This is a genomic window from Rhizobium sp. NZLR1b (assembly GCF_019685155.1).
Taxonomy (GTDB): Bacteria; Pseudomonadota; Alphaproteobacteria; order Rhizobiales; family Rhizobiaceae; genus Rhizobium.
The window spans coordinates 21,187-42,111 of sequence record NZ_JABDWC010000030.1 but is presented as its reverse complement, the minus strand read 5'-3'; the positions used below and the strand labels follow the sequence as shown (position 1 = coordinate 42,111).

The window sequence follows — 20,925 nt, the reverse complement described above, 5'->3', positions numbered from 1 at the left end:
TCTCACTCTTTACAGCATGCTTGGCCTTGCATCCTCGCGGGCTTTACGCCGCGAGCTGCGGTTTGAACGCCACATCCACATAGTAGTTCGTGCTGTTGTAGCTGGCTGTCGGGAACAACCCGCCCGCCCCGTAGGCATAGACGCCGTTGCTGCCGCCGGGCGCCTTGAGATCGCCGTTCGTCACATCGCTGGCAAAGTAATTGCCGGTCGCCGAGTAATTGCCGTTGCTCGAATAAGAAACGACATAGCTCGTATCCGCCTGGACCGCGATCTGCTGGGTGAGCTGCGCAGTCTGCCAGCCGCTGGCCGTCTCGTTGTTGAAGGTGACGCTGCCGAGCAGCGTGCCCGAGGCGGTCCAGAGATAGCCGCTATGCGGGCCGGTGTTGTCGGCCCCCTTGTAGAAGCGGACGCCGGTGATCCAGCCTGACGTATCGGCCTGGAATTTCATGCCGAGATTGATTTGCTGGTTGTCGTTGATGGAGACGATCGACGGCGTGGCACCGGCGGCAAAGAGGTTCTGCTCCGGCCCTCCCGGCTGGCCGCCGTTGATGGTGAGGGCAACCTGCGCCGACGCCGTGCCGCCCTTGCCGTCTGCTATCGCGTAGCTGAAGCTTGCCGGTCCCGAATAGCCTGCCGTCGGCGTGAAGGTCACCGTCTGGGCCTGGGCATCGTAGGCGACCGAGCCGTTGACCCCGCCGCTGACGCCGGTGATGACAAGCGGATCGCCATCGGCATCGGCGTCGTTTGCCAGGAGCACGGAGGCCTGGATGGTGATCGGCGTGCCGGTATTGGTCGAGAAGCCGCTGTCATTGGCGGCGACCGGAACCGCATTCTGCGCGCCGCCCTGCTGATAGAGCACGTCGACCCAATAATTGCTGGCATTGTAGGAAGCGGTCGGGAACAGGTTGCCCGAGCCATAGGCATAAAGGCCGTTGCCGCCGCTCGCCGCACTCGACGGCGCCGTCAGCGCACCGTTCGTATGATCCGTCGTGAAGTAGTTCGCCGTTGCGGAATAGAAGCCGTTCGAATGGTAGCTCGCCACATAGGTGGCGCCGGCCGTCACATTGATCGGCTGGATGAAGGAAACCGTCTGCCAGCCGCTCGCCGTCTCGTTGATGAAGGTCGCCTGAGCCAGAAGCTGGCCGCTCGCTGTCCAGAGCGAGCCGGCATGCGTGCCGGTATCCTGGGCGCTCCTGTAATAGGTGAGCCCGGTGATCTGGCCGCTGGCGGAAGCGATGAACTTGACGCCGAGTTCGACCGAGTTGGCGTCATTGGCAGCGGTAACGCCCGACGTGTCGGCGCCGGTGAACAGGCTTGCGGTCGTGCCGCCGCCAGGCTGCGAATTGACCGCGAGGCTCACAGTGGCCGACGACGTGCCGCCATATCCATCCGAGATCGAATAGGAGAAGCTTGCTGAACCCGTATAGCCAGAGTTCGGCGTGAAGATCACCGTTTTGGTCTGGCTGTTGAACGACACGGTTCCGTTGACCGCACCATTCGCGCCGGTGATGCTAAGCGGATCGCCATCGGCGTCATGGTCGTTTGCAAGCAGGCTGGCTGCGGCAATCGAAAGTGCGGTGTTGGAATAGGTCGTGTAGCCATTGTCATTGGCGGCGACCGGCACCGCATTGGTTGTCTGGTTGAAGACGACATCCACCCAGTAGTTCGACGACTGGTAGCTGGAAGTCGGGAAATCCGTGCCATTGCCGAAGACGCCGTTACTGCCGGCAAGCGCCGTCAGCGCGCCGTTGGTATGCGCTGAGGTGAAATAGTCTGATGTCGCCACATAGGAGCCTGTCGTGTCGTAGGAGGCGACATAGGTTGTGCCGGCTGCGATATGCACCGGGTTGGTGAATGTCGCGGTCTGCCAGCCGCTCACCGATCCGCTGTCGGCGAAAGTGACGGTCGCGACCAGCGTGCCGTCGGCCGTCCAGAGGGAGCCGGTATGGGCGCCGGTATCGCCGGCCGCCTTGTAGTAGCGGATGCCGGAAATCATGCCGCTGGACGAAGCGACGAACCTCATCCCGAGTTCCAGCGACTGACCGTCGTTGAAGCTTGCGCCCGTCGGCCCTTCGCTTGAGGTAAACAGTGCTTCCCCGGCAGGGCCCTGGTTTACGGTGAGGCTGACGTTGCCCTGATCCGTGCCGCCGCGCCCGTCCGACAGCGTATAGGTGAAGCTTGCAGGCCCCGAATAATTGTTGGTCGGCGTGAAGATGACGGCGCCGTTCTGCTTGTTGAGCGTCACCGTGCCGTTGACGGCATTGCCGACGGCCGAAATCGTCATCGCATCGCCATTCGGATCCGTATCGTTTCCGATGAGCGAGGCGATCGAGATGACGACGCTGTCGTTGCGGGTGATGGTCAGCCCCGTATCGTCGGTCACAACCGGGGCGCTGTTGGGCCCGGCATCGAAGACTACGTCGACCCAGTAATTGGTGCCGGTGCCGGGGCTTTGGCCGGGGAACGTGCCGGCAGTGGTGCCGTAGGCGAAGACGCCGCCGCCATCGACGGCCTTCACCGCGCCGCTGGCATAGGTGCCGCCGGTGAAATAATTGTTTGTCAGCGAGAAGAAACCGCCGCTGTGATAGGAGGCCACGTAGGTCGTGCCGGCGGCAATCTGGATCGGCGAAGAGAACATCACCGTCTGCCAGCCGGAGAGCGGTTCGTCGACGGACACGCCTGATGCCAGCAGCGTTCCGTTGGCGCTCCAGAGGCTGACGACATGGTCGCCGATATTGGAGAAGCCCTTGTAGAAGCGGATGCCCTCCACGGAGCCTGCTGTCGTCGTCTGGAAGCGCAGGCCGAGCTCGACGGAATCGCGATCGATCGCCACTTCGACCGCCGGCTTTTCCGCAAGCGTCCAGAGGCCTGTCGTTCCCGGCAAGGTGACGGTGACCTGCTTGCCGGCCGATGACGCCTCCATATTGACGCTGTCGTCGACGGCCCGTGACATGATCGTGTAGGTTCCGCTCGCCTGGACGACCCAGTTATAGCTCCAGCTCTCGCGGCCGGTGGCCTTGAACCAGTGCTGGCCGCCATCGGTCGAGACTTCCACGCCGGCAATGATGCCGCCGCCGAAATCCTGCGCCGTGCCCGTGATCGTCACATGTTGCCCTTCGAGGAAGCTTGCGCCGACGATCGGCGACGTGACCGACGAGGTGGGCTTCAGCGTGTCGGTCGATTGTGTCGCAAGGATCAGGCTCGCATCCAGCGTCGTCGGCTGAATGCCCATGTCCGCGAACATGTTGACCATCGCCTGTTGCACATTGCGATCGGTTGACGTCGCCGCGCCCTGATGGTTGTCACTCAGCCCCCAGGACCAGAAGACTGTGCCGGCGCCGAAGACCAGCGCGCCGCTTGCCGCCCGATACATGGTCAGGCTGTGGGCCGCCACCGCATCGCCGACCGTCGTGCCGTAATCGCGCAGATAGGTGCTTACCGAGACCGAGGAGAGTGACAGGTCGATCAGCCCATCCGGACGGAAGCCGTTCTCGACATCGGAATCCCATTCGTAGCCGAGCAGGTTCTGCACGAGATTGTAGCTCTCGCCCTGCTGCAGCTCAGCAACATCGGTGTTGCGCCAGAAGCGCAGGTTCGAATAGTCGTAGGGAATGGAGATCGTATCGGAGCGGTAGCTGTCCACCTGGAACATCGTGCCCGTCAGCGAATTCTCCGGCTCCTGTCCCGCATCGGCATAACGCGGATCGCGCCAGGTGCCGGTGCCGACATTGCTCGGATCCGTGCTCGTGCCCCAGGTTTCCTTGTAGCAGACCATGGTGCGGTAGGCCTGGCCGCTGCCGTCGATGCTGCTTTCCCAGCGGACCTTCCAGTAGCACTCGTTGCCGCTCCAGAAGGCGAGGTTGACGCCGGCATCGCGCGCCGCCTCGACATTGGCGCGCTGTTCGGCAGACCAGTATTCGTCATGCCCGACGGAGAGATAGGCGTCGTGGTTGAGCAGCAGGCTGCCGCTACGCGCTGCATCGACGCCCGAAATATAAGATACGTCGTAGCCGTTCTGCTCCAGCCACGAGATGGCGGAGGATTCGGCGCCGAAGATGTAGTCGTGCGAGCCGCCGATCGGGCTCGTATTGGTAATGATCGGCCTGTTATAGCTGACCGCCGAGGCCCGGCCGATGGCCTGCAGGCCGCAGCTGCAGTTCGGTGGCAGGTAGCCGATCATGCTTGCGGGATCGACGGGCACTTCGCCATAGTAGAGGCTGGCGCCGCCCCAGGCATTATAGGCCTGCCATGTCGTGTCGGACGTCTGGAAGACGATATTGCTGGTGGAGGCGTCGTCGCGCACAACGAAAGGAATGATGCTGGCGTCTGCGGTGCCGTCCTCGCGCACCAGCTTGGCGAAATAGACGCCGGAGACCGCGTCCGTCGGAATCTGCCAGCTCGCCGAGACCGACCAGTTGCCGCAGTCGATGAGGCCGAGTGACATATCGACGATCGGATGCGGCTGGATCTGCGCCGTGGTCAGCGATTGCTCGATCGAGTCGACCTTGCGCGCCCCGGCCCCGCCATAATAGCCCATGCGGTAGATATCGATGCGGTAATGGGTGGAATCGGTGGCGATCTTGAAATCGACCGTCTGGCCGATATTCGTGCTGATTTCGGTGGCGAAGCCCTGAATGGTGCCGCCGCCGTCACCCTCCAGACCCCACTCGCTGATCGGGTTGCCCTGCTTCAGGTTTTCGAGCGCGATCTTGTTGGGCGTCGCCGCAGCCGAAGCTGCCGGTATCGATGCCATCAGTGCCGTCGGGGCCGCGGTCGTCTGAGCAGAAACGTCCTGGCTCGGCTCCACCGAGATGGATGCTATCGAGGCCTGAAGGCGCAACGAAGCCGTGCCGAGACTGCTGGAAGAACTGACCGGCGCCGTTTTGGCGCTGCCGGTATCGGCATCGCTGATAACACCCGTAAGCGCGGGAGCAGCAGGCAGTGTCGCAGCCTCCTCGGCCGGATCCGGGCCAAGCACAGTGCGTTGCAATGTCGAGGAAGGCGTCTGGAAGACCGTCGCAGCCGACGCCGTCTTCGTGGACGTATCCTGCGCGCCGCCATCGGCAGCAGGCGCAGGCATCGCCGTCGACGACGCAGGGGACGATTGCATGTCGCCTGATGATATCAGGAAAGATGTGACCGTGCCGGTGAAGGAGGATTGGACGGTTGCGCTGCCCTGATTGGCAAAGCTTGGGGAGCCATCGGTACTTCTCGACGATACGACCGTCGCGGATGCAAGTACTGCGCTCCAGGCGGAGGATGCACGAAAGATACTCAACGCTCCACCAAATGTACTCAGGTACTCACGATTACTCACATGAATTCTCCGCATCAGCGGCGTCCCCTTCCGCATCGGCCGGCTCTTCGCCCGCTGTAGCATGACGTTCATTCTGGCACCTTTGCTAAGGGAACGTACGACAGCAATCCGGGGTATGAGGGAGGTATCCCCCTACGCCCATAGGATGACCCTCGCCGCATGCCGGCCGACAAGGCTCCAAAGCTGCCCACCGTTCTGCCAAGTGGCCGACGCTGGTTGAAAGGAATTCTGATTCCGTATCATTTTGCCGGTCCGGCTGGTCGAGGTGGTCAACTCGAGCGTTGTCCTGCGCCGCCCCTTGCTACCAGGCCGGAAACGGATCCTCGAGGGTGGCCCAGTCGCGCGGATCGGCGCTGGCGAGGCATCCGTCCAGCGCGGTCCGTACACCTATCTCGTCCATATCAACGCCGATAAAAACCAATTCCTGCCGGCGGTCGCCCCAAGCGCTGTCCCACCGGCTCTCAAGATGCTGACGAAACTGCTGATGGCCCGGCCAGTCCTGCCGGGGCACGGCTGCCCACCAAAGCCCCATGGGCTCGCAGCGCCGTTGCACGCCAGCGGCCGACATTAGGCCAACGTGACGCGGGCGCGTGGCAAGCCAGAAATGGCCTTTGGCGCGGATCACCCCCGGCCACGGCTCGTCCAGGAATGCTCGAAACCGCTTGGGGTCGAAGGGGCGCCTCGTGCGATAGACAAAGCTCGAGACCCCGTATTCCTCCGTCTCCGGAACATGCTTATCATGGCTGTACAGTTCCTTGTGCCACAACGGGTGCGCTGCCGCCTTTGCTTCATCAAAGAGGCCCGTATTGAGGAGGGTTGCGAGCGAAACCTCACCGAAATCCGTCTCCACCTGGCGTGCGTCGGGGTTGAGTGCAGAAATGATCTTGCGAACTTCCGCGCGGATCCCTTCGGTCGCCTCCGAGATCTTGTTGATCACGACGACATCGGCAAACTCGATCTGATCCACCAGCAGATCGATGAGTGTGCGCCGGTCCTCACCGTCGCGCTGCAGGCCGCGGTCGGCAAGCAAATCGGCACTGCTGTAGTCGGCTAACAGGTTTGCAGCGTCGACCACGGTGACCATTGTGTCGAGCCTGGCAAAATCGGCGAGCGAGACGCCGTTCTCGTCGCGGAAGGAAAAGGTTGCCGCAATCGGGAGCGGCTCGGCAATGCCGGTACCTTCTATCAACAGATAGTCGTATCGCCGGTCTTCGGCCAGCCGTCGTACTTCCGTCAGCAGGTCGTTGCGCAGGGTGCAGCATATGCAGCCATTGCTGAGCTCGATCAATGTCTCCGTCGTATGCGACAGGTTGCAGCCGCCGTCTCGAATGAGACTGGCGTCTATGTTCACTTCGCTCATATCGTTGACGATGACGGCGACCCTCAGGCCCTGACGGTTATTGAGGACGTGGCTGAGGAGCGTCGTCTTACCAGCGCCGAGGAAGCCGGCCAGCACGGTTACCGGGAGCCGCTCGATCCTGTTCATCGGCATTCCTCGAATGTGGGGTCGGAGCGCCTCTCGCCGCGACCAGCATTTGCGTCGTATCAGAGCATGATGCCGAAAAGTGTGAGCGATCTTCTTATGACATCATGCTCTAACTCTTTAAATTAGAACAGGATTCAGATTTTGGGCCAACCGAGCCTAAACCATCCTGTTCTACCCTCATTCGAAACCGGTTCGTAAACTTGTCCTTTGCTTTACCCGACGAGCTGCGGCCGGAAGACAACGTCGGCATAGTAATTCGCCGAATTGTATGAGTTGGTCGGGAAGAGACCTGTGGTGGCGGAGCCGCCATACGCATAGACACCGTTGCCACCGGCGACCGCGCTTGTTTGGGCCGTCAACGGACCGTTGGTGACGGCAGTGGCGAAGAAGGCATCCGTTGCCACGTAGCCTCCGGTGGTGTGGTAGGACGCGACATAGTTGGTATTGGCGGCGATGGTGACGGGCGTTGTGAAGTTCACCGTCTGCCAACCGCTCCCTGTGGTGCTGGCGAAGGTGGCGGTGGCGAGCTTGGTGCCCGTCGTGGTCCACAGGTCGACGACGTTCTGGCCGTTGTCGTTGGCGCTGCGGTAGAACTTGATGCCGGTAACGTCACCGGCAACATTCGACTGGAACTTGACGCCAAGCTCGAGCTGCTGACCATCGTTGAGGTTCGTCTGGGTCGGCGTGCTGGAGGCGGAGAACAGGCTGTAGGTCGTTGCCGTCGTCGACACGGCGACATTGAAGCTCTCGTTGGCGGCAAGGCCGCCAAGATCTGTCGCCGTCACCTTGACGCCATAGGTGCCCGATGCCGTCGGTGTGCCGGAAAAAGTCCGCGTCGTGGCATTGAAGCTCAGCCAGGCGGGCAGCGCCGTGCCATCGGCAGCCGTTGCTGAGTAGGTCAGCGTCTCGCCGCTGTCGACATCGGTGAAGGTCGTCGTCGGCAGCACGAAGGAGAAGGCCGAGCCCACGGTCGCATTCTGGGCGACGGTCTGGACGGCCAGCACCGGCGCATCGTTGGCGCCATGGATGGTGACGGTAAGACTTGCCGTGGCCGTCGCGCCGGCGGTATCGCGCATCGTATAGCTGAAGACATCGCTCAGCGTGTTGGTCGACTGGCGCAGCCCCTGGACGGCGGTATTGCTCTCGTTGACGGCATAACTATAGGCGCCCGATGCACTGAGCACGAGACTGCCATAGGTGCCGCTCAGTGCCGTGCCGAGCGTGCCTGATGTCGCACCAAAGATCACTGCCGTGACGGTCTTGGTGTCACCGGCATCCGGATCGGTGTCGTTGGTCAGCACGTTGCCGCTAGCAACCACGCCGCCCGAACCGTTGGCCACCCCGCCCTTCTCGGTCGCATTACCCACATCGGCAACTGCCGTCGGTGTCGTGTTCGAGCTCGGCGTCGTGAACATCACATCGACCCAATAGTTCGTCGACTGGAAGGTGCTCGTCGGATACAGGCTGGCGCTGCCATAGGTGTATACGCCGTTGCCGCTGGCTGGCGCCGTCAGCGGTCCGCTCGTCACATTGGCGATGAAGTAGTCGGTGGTTGTCGAGTAATTGCCGGTATTGGTGTGATAGGATGCCGTGTAGGTCTGCCCGGGCGTCAGGCTCACTGGGCTGGTAAAATAGGCAGTCTGCCAGCCGCTGGCGGTCTCGTTTGTGAAGGTGAGGGTCGCAACCCGCGTACCCGTGCTCGACCACAGTGAGCCTGTATGCGTACCGGTGTCCAGGCTGCCCTTGTAGAAACGAATACCGGTGACGGTGCCTGCCACGGAGGTCTGGAATTTGACACCGAGCTCGACGGCTGACGTATCGTCGGTATTGACGACCGCCGGCGTCGCCGCGCCAAAGAGAGAGGTAAAACTTGCCCCGGTCACGGTGACCGTGCGTCCTGTCGAGGGTGTTTCAAGGTTGATGTTATCGTCGACGGCCCGCGACCGAATCGTGTAGCTGCCCGCGACCTGCGGCGACCAAGTATAAGTCCAGTTCTCATCGCCTGTCGCCGGATGCCAGCTCGCGCCATTGTCGGTCGAAACCTCGACACTGGCGATGACACCGCCGCCCGTATCGGTGGCGGTACCTGTAATCGTGACTGTGGAGCCAACCGTCGCCGCTGACGGCCCCGTGATAACGGAAGTCGGTGCAACATGGTCCGTAGAACCGGTTGCGGCGGCGAGCCCGGATTGCAGCGTCCCAGGCTGAATACCCATGTCGGCCAGCAAATTCACCATTGCCTGCTGCACGCGGGGATCGGTTGCGGTCGCCTCGTTATCGTGATTGTCGCTCAGGCCCCATGTCCAGTAGACTGTGCCGGCCCCGAACACCAGTGCACCGCTCGGCGCACGATAGAGCGTCAGATTGTGGGTCGCGGTCGCATTGCCGGTCGTGTTTCCGTAGTCGAGCAAGTAAGAGCTGACCGGAAGCGTCGTCGACGACAGCTTGACGAGGCCGGCCGGATCGAAGCCGTTATCAGGCGCTTCGTCCCATTCGTAACCAAGATAGTTTTTGGTGAGCGTTGCCGTCTGGCCAGGCTGGAGATTGGCGACGCTCGTATTGCGCCAGAAGCGCAGATTGGCGTCGTCATATCCGACCGTGATCGCGCCGAGATTGCTACCGACATCGTCGACCTTGAATAATTGACCCGTTAGCGAGTTCTCAGGATTGCCGCCGCCGATAGCAGGTGGGCTGAGGCGTGGGTCGCGGAAGGTGCCGGTCCATTGGTCGGAAGGGTCGAGGCTGGTACCGGGCGGTCCCCATGTCTCCTTGTAGGAGATCAGGGTGCGATAAGGCGTTCCGTCGGCGCTGTAGGCATTGCCCCAACGCGTGCGCCAGTAGACCTCGTTACCGCTCCAGAACATCAGATTGACGCCCGCATCGCGTGCGGCTTCGACATTGGTCCTCTGCTGTCCCGACCAGTATTCGTCGTGCCCGGCATCGATATAAGTCTTGTGATTGAGCAACAGGCTGCCATAACGGTCGGCGTCGACACCCGACATGTACGAAACATCGTAGCCGTTCTGCTCCAGCCAGGAGATGCCCGCATATTCGGCGCCGAACAGGTAATCCTGCGGACCGGCATAGGTGCCGACGCCGCCGCGGGTCGCAATCGGCCTGTTGTAGCTGACCGCATAGGCACGACCCGCCCCCTGCCCCGTCGCCGGACCGTTGCCGCCGTAGAAGTTTGCACCACCCCAGCCGTTGTATGCCTGCCAGGTCTCGTCGGCGGTCTGGAAAACGATGTCGCTGTGGCTGGCATCGTCGCGCACGATGAACGGGATCTGATTTTCGCCGGAGGTGCCATCCTGGCGCACGAGCTTGGCGATATAGACGCCCGAGACGGCATCATCAGGTACCGCCCACGAGGCGGAGACTGCCCAGTTGCCGGCATCGACCGTGCCGGTCGTAGCATTGCGCAACGGATTGGGCTGGGTCTGCAATCCGGTGTGCTGCATGGTCGCAACCTTGCGCGCGCCCATGCCGCCATAATAGCCGAGCCGGTATATATCGATCCGGTAGTTGGTGGAATTGGTGTTGATCTTGAAGCTGACGGTCTTGCCGTTGTCGACGCTGATGTCAGTCGCAAACCCCTCGATGTTGGTGCTGCCGGCACCGTCGATGCCCCACTCGCTTTCCGGATTACCCTGCTTCTGGTTTTCCAGCACGATCGCGTTGCTGGCCGTCGCCGCAGCGGCCGCCAGATTTTGCGTCGTCAACGAGCGCTGCGCAGAAGGTTGAGGCGGCGTCGTCACCGAGCCGGAAAGGATGCCGACACCTTTCGTGGTGGTGCCCTTTCCGGTCTCTCCGCCGCCTGGCAATGATCCGTTCAGGGCCGTTGATTCTGTCCAATTTGCGGTTCCGCGCCAGCCCGAGAGAGGAGACAGGCTACGATCGAGAAGCGGGTCGCTGACCGAGGCTCCGATGGCCTTCTTGATCGACTCCATATAGTCCGGTCCTTCGGTCAGCCTTGTTCCCGGCAACTGACCATCTTGCTGAAGCAAGGCGCCGCCATGGGCCCAATCGAGAATCCGTGTGGGGGACGTATAGTAGCCGCACCCGCACACACCAAAGGGCATGCCAAACGCCAGCGCATTTGCTCCAGCATGCTGCCCGGTCGTCTGCGCCGTTGGCGTCGATTCCAGAATGACGACTTTGCCCGAGTGTGCACGCTCGCTAGCGACGGTGGCAGAACCGTGGCTCGACGCTGTCGGTGAAGGGCTTTGCGGCAGATACAGCGCCAAAGGATCGTCGCCTATGAGGTTCATCCCAGCGTAGGTGCGTAAAAGGGGTGATGCCGCCCCGAATGCAACTCCGTTCGCGTTCCCCTCGAAATGGGCAAAATCCGGCATATGAACTGACAATACGGACGCGGCTCTATCACCGCTTCGCTCTCCGATTTCGCGATTGATTGCGAAAGCGTCAGGCAAGGGCGGCGCTACGAGGCTGTCGTCGGCCCGACCGTCAGCGTCGCCGTTCACGCCCGCGCTCTGCCCAACCTCATGCTCGTTGAGCGCCGCGTCCTTATGGGGATCGCCGACGAGGGGGGCCTGCTTGTTTCCATCCGCCGTTTGCACCTCTGCCGCGAGTTGAGCATCGTCCCCGTGCCTTCCGGCAGGCTTGCGCGGCCTTTCCTTTCCGCCGACAGTCAACCATCGGGGAACCAACGAATCCAGCAGGAGTGAGCGCGAAGTCCACCGGCGAGCGTTGCGATACATGGCAGGTACCTCTCGCGAGATTGTCAGGGTCGAATCTATGAGGATCGCTTAAAGGCGAAGCTCTGAAGTATAGTCGAAATTAGCAGAGTATATCCTACGCCTTTCGCTCTACCGGCGGCATCCTTTGGGCAAGCGGCCGTGTTGCGTCGCCCACGCTACGTATCAGATGCCTGAGGACAGAGATTCGCCGTTTCCTGGGCAAGGCTCGAAGCCGCAGAGGTGGCGAAGCGGCGGGGCATCGTGCGGTAAAATCGGCGATCCGGAGCATAAAGACGCTGCCGGAGGGGTTGCGCTTTACCGAAGCGAGCGCGCCTATTTCTGCGTGCAGAACCTATTGATTTTCTGTGACGACGTCTGTGTGGCGCACCGACGATATATGTTTCTACCCAATTTAGTCTCCGCACCCTCCCCACCTCATCAATATTGATGTGGCAAAGCAGGCGACCTCCACCTTCCTCAAGGCTTCGCCAGACTGCACACTGGCGAAGCAGCTTCGGAATTGGCTTCCGGCGTTCGAGCAGAGTTCAAGTTATCGTATCAGCGTCCGTGTAAGAATGTTTTGCAGGCGAGACATATACATGAATCTATCGCACCGCGCCCCTAGCGTGTTCTTTCGCGCGACGTTTGTCGTCAGCGCACTCGTCTTTCTCGCCGGGGCTGTGTCGCCCGCTGTTGCCGACAGCGCCCCCTTGGCTCCACAAACGAGAATCCGCCTGACGATCGTCCAATGGATCCAGTCCAAAGGCCAGTTTGAGCGATGGGATGGGATTGGAGGCGACTATACGGTTTCGGATGCAGGTACGGTCTCCCTACCCTTTCTGGGGGCGCTGTCGGTTGGAAATCTGGACAATGCGAGCCTCACCAACGAGATTGCCAAGCGCCTTCAGGCGAAGATGGGTCTGGCCCAGGCACCTGCAGTGACCATCGATATCCTCGACTATCCGTCCATTTACGTCGTCGGAGACGTGGTGGCGCCGGGAGAATACAAGTTTCGCTCCGGCCTCAGCGTCCTGCAATCCCTGGCCATGAGCGGCGGCCCGTTGCGGGCTGCGGCACAGCAGCAATCGCAGACGATCAGGCTTGCCGGCGATTTGCAGGAAATCGACCATTCGCTGCTGCGCGGTTCGGCAAAGCTCGCGCGGCTGCAAGCGGAGATGGCCGACGCGAAGGAGATCGCCTTCGATCCGCCGCCCGCTGCCGATCGGCAATATGCCGAGAGTATCGACCAGGAGGAGCGGGTCATTTTTCAGGCCCGTGCAAACGCGCTGGACAAGCAGTCGGTGGCGCTCGTCGAATTGCGCAATCTCTTGACGGCGGAAATCGATACACTGGAAGAAAAGCTGAAAGGTTCGGATGACAATATCCAGTCGGTCGAAGAGCAACTGACGAGCGTGAAGACGCTGGTCCAGAAGGGGCTTACGATCACCTCACGCCAGATGGATCTGGAACGATTGCTCACCACCTATCGCTCCGACCGGCTCGACCTCGTGACTGCCATCATGCGGGGCCGCCAGGCGATCAACGAGACGACGCGCAATCTCGAGGGACTTTCCGACACTCGCCGCAGCGAGGTCGCTTCCGAGGTGCAGGCGGAAAAAGCCAATCTCGATCAGCTCAAATTGAAGCGCGACACCACGCAACAACTGCTTCTCGAAGAATTTTCGAACGGCGCCAACGTGAATGACCGCCGTGAAGAACTCCCTCTGACGTTCGTCGTGAACCGGCGGGACAAGGGACAAGTCAATCAATTCCAGGCCTCCGAAACGACCGAGCTAGCGCCGGGCGACGTGATCAGGGTAACCCGAGGCCGCATCGCCGATGCGCCGTCCGAAGACGCCGCTGCCCCGCCTGTTCAGACCGAGGCGCATGTCAGTCAGGTAAGCCGGTGATACGCGAAAAGCATGTGCTGCAATCGAGCCTGCGGCGGGCCGTTGAACGCCAGCACGGGATAAACGGCTCGAACAGGATGATTTTAGGCCTGATCGGCCTAAAGTCTGAATCCTGTTTCAAATTAAGGGTTAGAGCATGATGTCGTCCGAAAACCGCGCACACTTTTCGGCATCATGCTCTAGGGGCTTCCGATGACTTTGCGCATCACCCCACCCACCAGCCAGACCTACACTCAGATCCTCAAGTCGACGATGCTGATGGGCGGCGCTTCGCTCGTGAATGTCGCACTCAGCATTATCAGAAACAAGGCGATGGCCGTTCTGCTCGGGCCGGAAGGCATCGGGCTTATGGGCCTTTATAGCTCGATCGTCGATATCGCGCAGTCTATCGCGGGTCTGGGCGTTGGCGGCAGTGGCGTGCGTCAGGTCGCGGAGGCTGCCGGCACCGGCGACGCAGCGAGGATTGCCCAGTCGGCGACCGTACTGAGACGTATATCGGTGGTGCTGGCGCTGCTTGGCGCGCTTCTTCTGGCCGCTTTGGCATATCCTGTCTCAGGGTTCACCTTTGGTGATTACCAGCACGTCGGCGGCATTGTGCTGCTGTCGCTCGCCGTTTTCTTCCGGCTGGTATCTGCGGGGCAGAGTGCATTGATCCAAGGCATGCGCGGCATTGCGGATCTTGCTCGCATCAACGTGCTTGCCGGGCTCTTCGGTACAGCCGTGAGTATCCCGCTGATCTACCTGTTCGGGATCCAGGCGATCGCACCGTCGCTCGTGGTAATTGCAGCTGCCTCCATCCTTCCGACCTGGTGGTACAGCCGGCGGATCTTCCCGAATCCCTCGCCCATGTCGACGCGCCAGTTCAGCGGGGAGGTGTCGGCGCTGCTCCGGCTCGGTTTCGTCTTCATGGCAAGCGGACTTCTGACCTTTGGTGCGGCCTATGCCATCCGCATCATCGTGCTGAAGGAGGGCGGCGTCATGGCGGCGGGATTGTATCAAGCAGCTTGGGGCCTCGGCGGTCTTTACGCCGGTTTCATCCTGCAGGCCATGGGAACGGATTTCTATCCGCGCCTGACCGCAACGATCGACAACAATGCCGAATGCAATCGGCTGGTCAATGAACAGGCCGAAATCAGCATGCTGCTCGCTGGCCCCGGCCTGCTCGGCACGCTGACGCTCGCGCCGCTCATGATGAGCCTGTTCTATTCGGCGGAATTTCACGGGGCAGTCGAGCTTCTGCGCTGGATCTGCCTTGGAATGATGCTGCGGATTATTTCCTGGCCGATGGGTTTCATCGTCGTGGCGAAGCGTACCCAGGCGATTTTCTTCTGGACGGAAGTTGCGGCGGCAGTCGTGCACGTGGGGCTTGCCTGGCTCTTCGTATCGCTGCTCGGTACGCAAGGAGCCGGCATGGCGTTTTTTGGCCTCTATGTCTGGCACAGCATCCTGATCTATGGGATCGTGCGGAAGCTGACCGGTTTTCGCTGGTCCGCCGCCAATCGCAGACACGCGCTGCTTTTCTTGCCCGCATCGGCAGTGGTTTTCCTGACGTTCTCAATTATGCCGCTATGGCCGGCGACGGTGATTGGCTTCGTCGCCGTCGTTCTCTGCGGGCTCTATTCGCTGCGCATGCTGATCGACCTGCTTCCGCCGGAGTCCGTGCCAGCAACCATCCGCGGATGGCTCACGAAATCGGCATAACGAACAATGCGCGCATCCGGAGACACGCGCATTGTTCGGTATGCCGATTGTTGCGTCAGGCAAATTGCGGGTTCAGGCGACAGCGACATCCATGGCACGTTGCACGCTGGCGGCTCCGATGATCGCTTCCGCAAGGGCTGCGCGAAGTGCCTCAACAACCCGGTCCACGTCAGACACCGTCATCTGGGCATAAAGCGGCAGGATGATCGTTTGCTGCTGCGCAGATACGCCCCGCGTCAGGCTCGTGGCAGCGCGGTGGGAACTCTCATCGGAATAGGCTCCCTCCAGATGAATGTTCATCACACCACGCCGGGTCGAGATACCCTGATCGAGCAGGGTTTGCATGACGGCCCGCTGGTCGGCCGTATCGGGCAATCTCACACAGAAGCTCTGCCAGTTGCTGCGAGCCCAGCGCGGCTCGACCGGCAAAGATAGCCCGGCAATCGTCGACAGCTGTTCGCAATATTGCTCGGCAAGCAGCCTGCGCTGGGCAACCAACTCCGGCAGCCGCCGCAACTGCTCGCGTCCGACGGCAGCCTGAAGATCGGTCATCCGGTAATTGTAACCCAACTCGTCATAGTCTTCGAAGATGACCTGTTTCGAGCCGTGACGAACGGCATCGGTGACGCTCATGCCATGCTGGCGCCAGAGCCGGAACTTCCGGTCATATTCGGGATTGGCCGTGGTCAACATGCCGCCATCTCCCGTCGTGACGACCTTCCGGGGGTGGAACGAGAAGCAGGCAATGTCGCCATGCGCTTTGCCGATCTTTTCCCAACGTCCATCCCACAGGATTTCGCTTCCCGTCGCACAGGCGGCATCCTCGATGACCGGTATCTGATGGCGCTTGCCGACCTCGACGATGGCGCGGAGATCGCAAGGCATGCCGAGTTGATGCACGCAGAGAATTGCCTTGGTGCGGGGTGTGATCGCTCTTTCGATCAGACTGGCTTCGATGTTGTAACCATCTTCTTCGATATCGACGAAAACAGGCACTGCATCGCAGTATCGAACCGCGTTTGCGGTCGCGATGAAAGAATGGCTGACCGTGACGACTTCATCGCCGGCGGATACGCCGACCGCCTTCAGCGCCAGATGCAACGCGGTCGTGCAATTGGACATGGCGCAGGCATGCACGGCGCCCACAAAGGCAGCGAATTCACGCTCGAAAGCCGCGACTTCCGGCCCCTGCGTCACCCATCCCGACAGAATAACGCGGCGCGCAGCCTCAGCCTCTTCCTCGCCGAGGACGGGTTTGGCGACCGGAATTGTGGCCGGAATTGTGGATTGAGATGAACTCATGCTGCCTGCCCCCCTGCATCGGTCTGCTTTTGCCACCAGGCAACAAGATCACGAAGCCCTTGCTCCATAGAGATCTCCGCCTTGAAGCCGAGGAGCCGCTCGGCCTTGCTGATATCGGCGAGACGACGGGTCACGCCGTTGACCGTGCGGGCTTCCTTGTGCTGCGGTTCGAGTGAGGAACCCATAATGTCGCTTAGCATTTTCGCGAGTTCCAGCAGGCTTATTTCCTTGCCGCTGGCGACGTTGAACACCTCGTCCGTGACATCGCTTTTCGCGGCCAGAATGTTTGCGCGGGCGATGTCGCGGGCATCGACGAAGTCCATCGTCTGGCTACCGTCCCCGTAGATGAGGGGCGGCATTCCGGCCACTAGACGTTCCATCCAACGGATCAGAACTTCCGTATAGGCGCCGTAGACGTCCATGCGCGGGCCGTAGACGTTGAAATAGCGGAGCGCGACATAGCGCAGGCCATACATCTCCGCAAAGCTGCGCATCAGCCCCTCGTTGAATGTCTTCGCCGCGCCGTAGATCGTCCGGTTATTGTAGGGATGATGCTCTTCGGTCGTTGGAAAGCTCTCGGCCAGCCCCAGCACGGAAGCCGAGGAAGCAGCAACCACCTTCGAGACACCTGCCTTGACGGCAGATTCGAGAACGTTGAACGTGCCCTCTGCAAGGACATCGAAAGCCAGTCGTGGCTCTTCCGCGCATTGCGTGATGCGGATTGCGGCCTGATGAAAGACGATGTCGACGCCTTCGAAGATTTTGGCCAGAAGCGCCCTGTCGCGGATATCTCCCTCGATGATGTTGACGGACCCGCTGGCTATTGCCGTGCTGAGATTGTCCCGGCGTCCGCGCACGAAGTTGTCGAGGATGATGATCTCACGCGGTTTTTCCAATGCGACGAGATCGGCAATATGCGACCCGATCAGGCCGGCTCCGCCGGTAATGAGCACCCGTTGATTTCTCATGATCTTCCCTCACGCGACATGTTCGTCATCGGATCATTATCCGAACGCCAACGTATGAATTTCGCAGGTACACCTGCGACAACTGAGAACGGCTCGACGTCTGAAACGACAACTGCCCCCGCTCCAACGATCGCTCCCTTCCCGATGGTCACACCGGGTAGAATGGTCGCATTCGTCCCGATATCGGCCTCTGCACAGATGCGTACCGGCTTGATTTCAAGATCCGTGCGAATGATCGGCACATCCATCGGCAGTGCCGTGTGGGTCGAGCCAAGCACCTTGGCGCCAGGTCCCCACCCGACAGAATCCTCGATCACCAGATCGCGAGCGTCGAAATAAGCCATCGGCCCGATCCAGACATTGTCGCCGATCACGCAAGTACCGTCAAAGCGTCCCTGGATATAGGCCTGGGCGCCAATGAACACGCCATCGCCGATTTCGAAAGTTTCCGGATGTTTGAAACCGGCACCGCCTGCAACCTGCAATCCTGTGCCGCAGCTCCGCGCAATGGCTTGCCAGATGGCTTTTCGCATCAGCGTATCGATGACACCGTCACCGACCGCGAAACGACCGTAGAGCTCAATCAGGCCAGGGCGCCCATAAGATTGCCTGAGTTCTTCGGCCAACCCAGCTTGGTAGGCAGGGTCCGCCGGCCTTTCATGACGGCCATGGACCGCCTGCACGACCCGGGCCTCGTCGGCACGACTAGCTGACATAGGCGTACTCCAGCGCGGCGGCCACCTGATCGACGTGCCGCGCCGGCATCTCGGGATAGATCGGCAGCGACAGGACCTCCCGTGCGGCGACTTCCGAGATTGGGAAATCGCCGGGTCGGTAACCAAGGTCGGCATGGGCCTTCTGCAGATGAACGGGAATCGGATAGTGCAACCCGGACTGAATGCCCTCCGCGCTCAATACGCGCTGAAGCTCATCGCGATCGCGACTTCTGATGGCATAGACGTGATAGACGTGGCGCCGGTCGGTGATTTCGACAGGCGTCCTCAAATTCGCCGAACCGCCAAGCAGCAACGAGTAGCGGCGTCCATGGGCGCGCCGCGCTTCGGTCCAGGCTTCGAGATGCCGGAGCTTGATGCGCAGGATCGCACCCTGAATGGCATCCATGCGGTAGTTGAAGCCCTTCAGCAGATGGTGATAGCGCTGTTCCTGACCCCAGTCGCGCAACATGCGCATCGTTTTGGCCTGATCGTCGCTGTTCGTGACGACGATACCCCCCTCGCCGCAGGCCCCGAGATTTTTGCCGGGATAGAAGCTGAAACAGCCGGATGCGCCGATGCTGCCGGCACGCGCGCCTTTGTATTGCGCTCCGTGCGCCTGGCAGGCATCCTCGATCACCGGTATCCGGTAGTGGTCAGCAATCGCCCTGATCGCGTCCATATCGGCCATCTGACCATAGAGATGGACGGGAACAATGGCCTTGGTTCTGGGTGTGATCTTTGCCTCGAGCTGAGCTGGATCCATCGTGAGCGTCACGGGCTCGACATCGACGAATACTGGTCGTGCACCTGCGTAGCAGATCGCCGATACGGTCGCGACGAAGGTAAATGGCACGGTGATGACTTCATCGCCGGGGCCGACGCCTGCCGCAAGAAGCGACAGATGCAGGGCACTCGTCCCGGTATTGACGGCTATCGCATGTTTGACATCGCAATAGTCCGCGAATTCCTGCTCGAGGCGGGCGACCTCCTCGCCCAGTATGTATTGCCCCGAGGCAAGCACGCCGAGCACGGCGGCGTCAATTTCGCTCTTGATCGATTGATATTGTGCTTTGAGGTCCAGGAACGGGATCATGCGATGCGCCTCGCCTCTTCAAGCTCGATGATGCGACCGCGCTGGGCAAGCGACCGGCTTGCGGCTTCAAGGATGCGGACGACGCGCAGCCCGGCCTGGCCATCAGTGATGGGCCGCGAATTGTGCTCGATGCAATCGACGAACTGATCCAGTTCGCGTTTCAACGCTTCGGTCATATCGAGCTTGGGCGCCCACATGTCGCCGCTGCGGTAACCGACCATCATCTGATGCACCTTCTCGCCATACGCGTCGGAATTCGGGCACATGGTGATGCCCTTGTCATAGACCTTGATCTTTTCACTGGGCTCCAGATCGTCATAAACGATCATCTTGTTGCTGCCGCCGATCAGCGTGCGGCGGACCTTGACAGGGGCTAGCCAATTGACGTGGATGTGCGCGATGAGCTTGCTCTCGAAGAAGAGCGTCAGATAGGCGATGTTCTCCGGCTCGCCGAGTACATGGCTCATGCCCGTCGCAGAAACAGCCACCGGCCTTTCCTGCAGGACATGGTCCAGGATGGACAGGTCGTGCACCGCGAGATCCCAGATGACGCTGACATCGTGCTGGAAGAGCCCCAGATTGACCCGGACGGAGTCATAATAATACATGTCGCCGAGGCCGCTTTCGACGAGTTCGCGCATCTTGCGGACGGCGCCGGTGTGGACGAAGGTATGATCCACGGCCAGCACCAGGCGTCTGCGCGCGGCTTCCTCGACCATCCGCGCGGCTTCCTCCGTCGTCGATGCCATCGGCTTTTCGACGAAGACATGTTTTCCGGCCATCATAGCCTGCATTGCGAGCTTGAAATGGGTCGAGACCGGCGTTGCGATGGCGATTGCATCCACCCTCGGATCGCGCAGAACTTCCTCGAAATTGTCAGTGATCGTTACTGCGGGATACCGGCTTTTAACAGCCGCCAACCGTTCGACGTTCAGATCACAAACTGAAAGGAGGTTCGCGCCGGCCGCTTCCGAGATGTTACGAACCAGGTTCGGACCCCAATACCCATACCCAATAACAGCAATGCCGATCATCGCATTCCTCCCAACTCTTGCATGTTGACTGACCGGTCATGAACGCGACCGGTGATCCTCGCCGGAACGCCGGCAACAATGGTGCCGTCAGGCACATCCTTCGTTACAACCGCGCCCGCGCCGACTTGTGCGGCCTCTCCGATGGTCACGCCAGGCAGAATGGTGGCGTTGCTGCCGATCGACGCGTGGCGCTTGACCAGAGTGGGGATGACAACCCAGTCAGCCTCCGTCTGCAGACTGCCGTCCGAATTGACGGCGCGCGGGTAAGTATCATTGGTGAACATGACCCCGTGACCGATAAAAACGCCGTCCTCCAGCGTCACGCCTTCACACAGGAAGGAATGGCTGGAGATCTTGCAGTCTTTTCCGACGAGGACGTTTTTCTGGATTTCAACGAAGGTGCCGATGCGCGTTCCCGCGCCGATCGTGCAGCCGTAGAGATTGACAAGATCCCGATGGTGGATAACGCAGCCGTCACCCAGGTTGACGTTCGATGCAATCATCCCAACTCGCCCCCTACTCCTCAACAAACCCTGACTTGGGTGAAACCGGCAATCGCAAGAATGCATCCAAGGTTTCGTTTCGTCAGAGCAAATATTTCTTCCGCTTCAAAAAGAATTGTTTTCTTCCTTTTAGTAAAGAAACAAAACGTGGAAGCTCATCCACCTAAAGGCGTATCTGCTTACGAAATTTGATGACGA

At 60.7% G+C, this 20,925-nt stretch carries 11 protein-coding genes; 2 read left to right on the top strand and 9 right to left on the bottom strand.

Annotated elements, in window-relative coordinates; genetic code table 11:
• Window positions 1–43: 43 nt before the first annotated feature.
• The 3 genes from HJB84_RS29430 to HJB84_RS29420 form a co-directional block, all read right to left on the bottom strand.
• Entirely contained in the window at window positions 44–5,353 is a 5,310-nt protein-coding gene (locus HJB84_RS29430) for a DUF4082 domain-containing protein (protein ID WP_405049250.1), read from the bottom strand.
• Window positions 5,354–5,618: 265 nt separating this feature from the next.
• Window positions 5,619–6,803: a GTP-binding protein gene (locus tag HJB84_RS29425; protein WP_207585165.1), complete on the bottom strand. Its 1,185-nt coding sequence runs from the start codon at window positions 6,801–6,803 to the stop codon at window positions 5,619–5,621.
• A 212-nt stretch (window positions 6,804–7,015) separates the two neighbouring features.
• A complete protein-coding gene (locus tag HJB84_RS29420) occupies window positions 7,016–11,521 on the bottom strand; it encodes a N,N-dimethylformamidase beta subunit family domain-containing protein (protein WP_221117632.1) in 4,506 nt (1,501 codons plus the stop codon).
• A 578-nt stretch (window positions 11,522–12,099) separates the two neighbouring features.
• Here HJB84_RS29420 and HJB84_RS29415 point away from each other — a divergent pair.
• Both HJB84_RS29415 and HJB84_RS29410 read left to right on the top strand, forming a co-directional pair.
• Window positions 12,100–13,410 (top strand): polysaccharide biosynthesis/export family protein, encoded by a 1,311-nt coding sequence (locus tag HJB84_RS29415; RefSeq protein ID WP_207585163.1) that lies wholly within the window; start codon window positions 12,100–12,102, stop codon window positions 13,408–13,410.
• A gap of 192 nt (window positions 13,411–13,602) precedes the next feature.
• On the top strand, window positions 13,603–15,111 hold the full coding sequence (locus HJB84_RS29410) for an O-antigen translocase (RefSeq protein WP_207585162.1): 1,509 nt from the start codon (window positions 13,603–13,605) through the stop codon (window positions 15,109–15,111).
• Window positions 15,112–15,183: 72 nt separating this feature from the next.
• Here HJB84_RS29410 and HJB84_RS29405 read toward each other — a convergent pair whose 3' ends face one another.
• The 6 genes from HJB84_RS29405 to HJB84_RS29380 are packed head-to-tail and all read right to left on the bottom strand — an operon-like array spanning window position 15,184 to window position 20,727.
• Window positions 15,184–16,413, bottom strand: coding sequence for a DegT/DnrJ/EryC1/StrS aminotransferase family protein (locus HJB84_RS29405; protein ID WP_207585161.1), 1,230 nt, complete (start codon window positions 16,411–16,413; stop codon window positions 15,184–15,186).
• Window positions 16,410–17,381 (bottom strand): NAD-dependent epimerase/dehydratase family protein, encoded by a 972-nt coding sequence (locus HJB84_RS29400; protein ID WP_207585160.1) that lies wholly within the window; start codon window positions 17,379–17,381, stop codon window positions 16,410–16,412. Before HJB84_RS29400 ends, HJB84_RS29405 begins: the two co-directional genes overlap by 4 nt.
• A complete protein-coding gene (locus HJB84_RS29395; RefSeq protein ID WP_207585159.1) occupies window positions 17,378–18,097 on the bottom strand; it encodes a DapH/DapD/GlmU-related protein in 720 nt (239 codons plus the stop codon). The genes HJB84_RS29400 and HJB84_RS29395 overlap by 4 nt, the downstream gene beginning before the upstream one ends.
• Window positions 18,087–19,190 (bottom strand): DegT/DnrJ/EryC1/StrS aminotransferase family protein, encoded by a 1,104-nt coding sequence (locus HJB84_RS29390; RefSeq protein WP_221117631.1) that lies wholly within the window; start codon window positions 19,188–19,190, stop codon window positions 18,087–18,089. Before HJB84_RS29390 ends, HJB84_RS29395 begins: the two co-directional genes overlap by 11 nt.
• Window positions 19,187–20,224, bottom strand: coding sequence for a Gfo/Idh/MocA family protein (locus HJB84_RS29385; RefSeq protein ID WP_207585157.1), 1,038 nt, complete (start codon window positions 20,222–20,224; stop codon window positions 19,187–19,189). Before HJB84_RS29385 ends, HJB84_RS29390 begins: the two co-directional genes overlap by 4 nt.
• Complete coding sequence (locus HJB84_RS29380) at window positions 20,221–20,727, bottom strand: acyltransferase (RefSeq protein ID WP_207585156.1); 507 nt, start codon at window positions 20,725–20,727, stop codon at window positions 20,221–20,223. Before HJB84_RS29380 ends, HJB84_RS29385 begins: the two co-directional genes overlap by 4 nt.
• Between the last annotated feature and the right edge of the window lie 198 nt (window positions 20,728–20,925).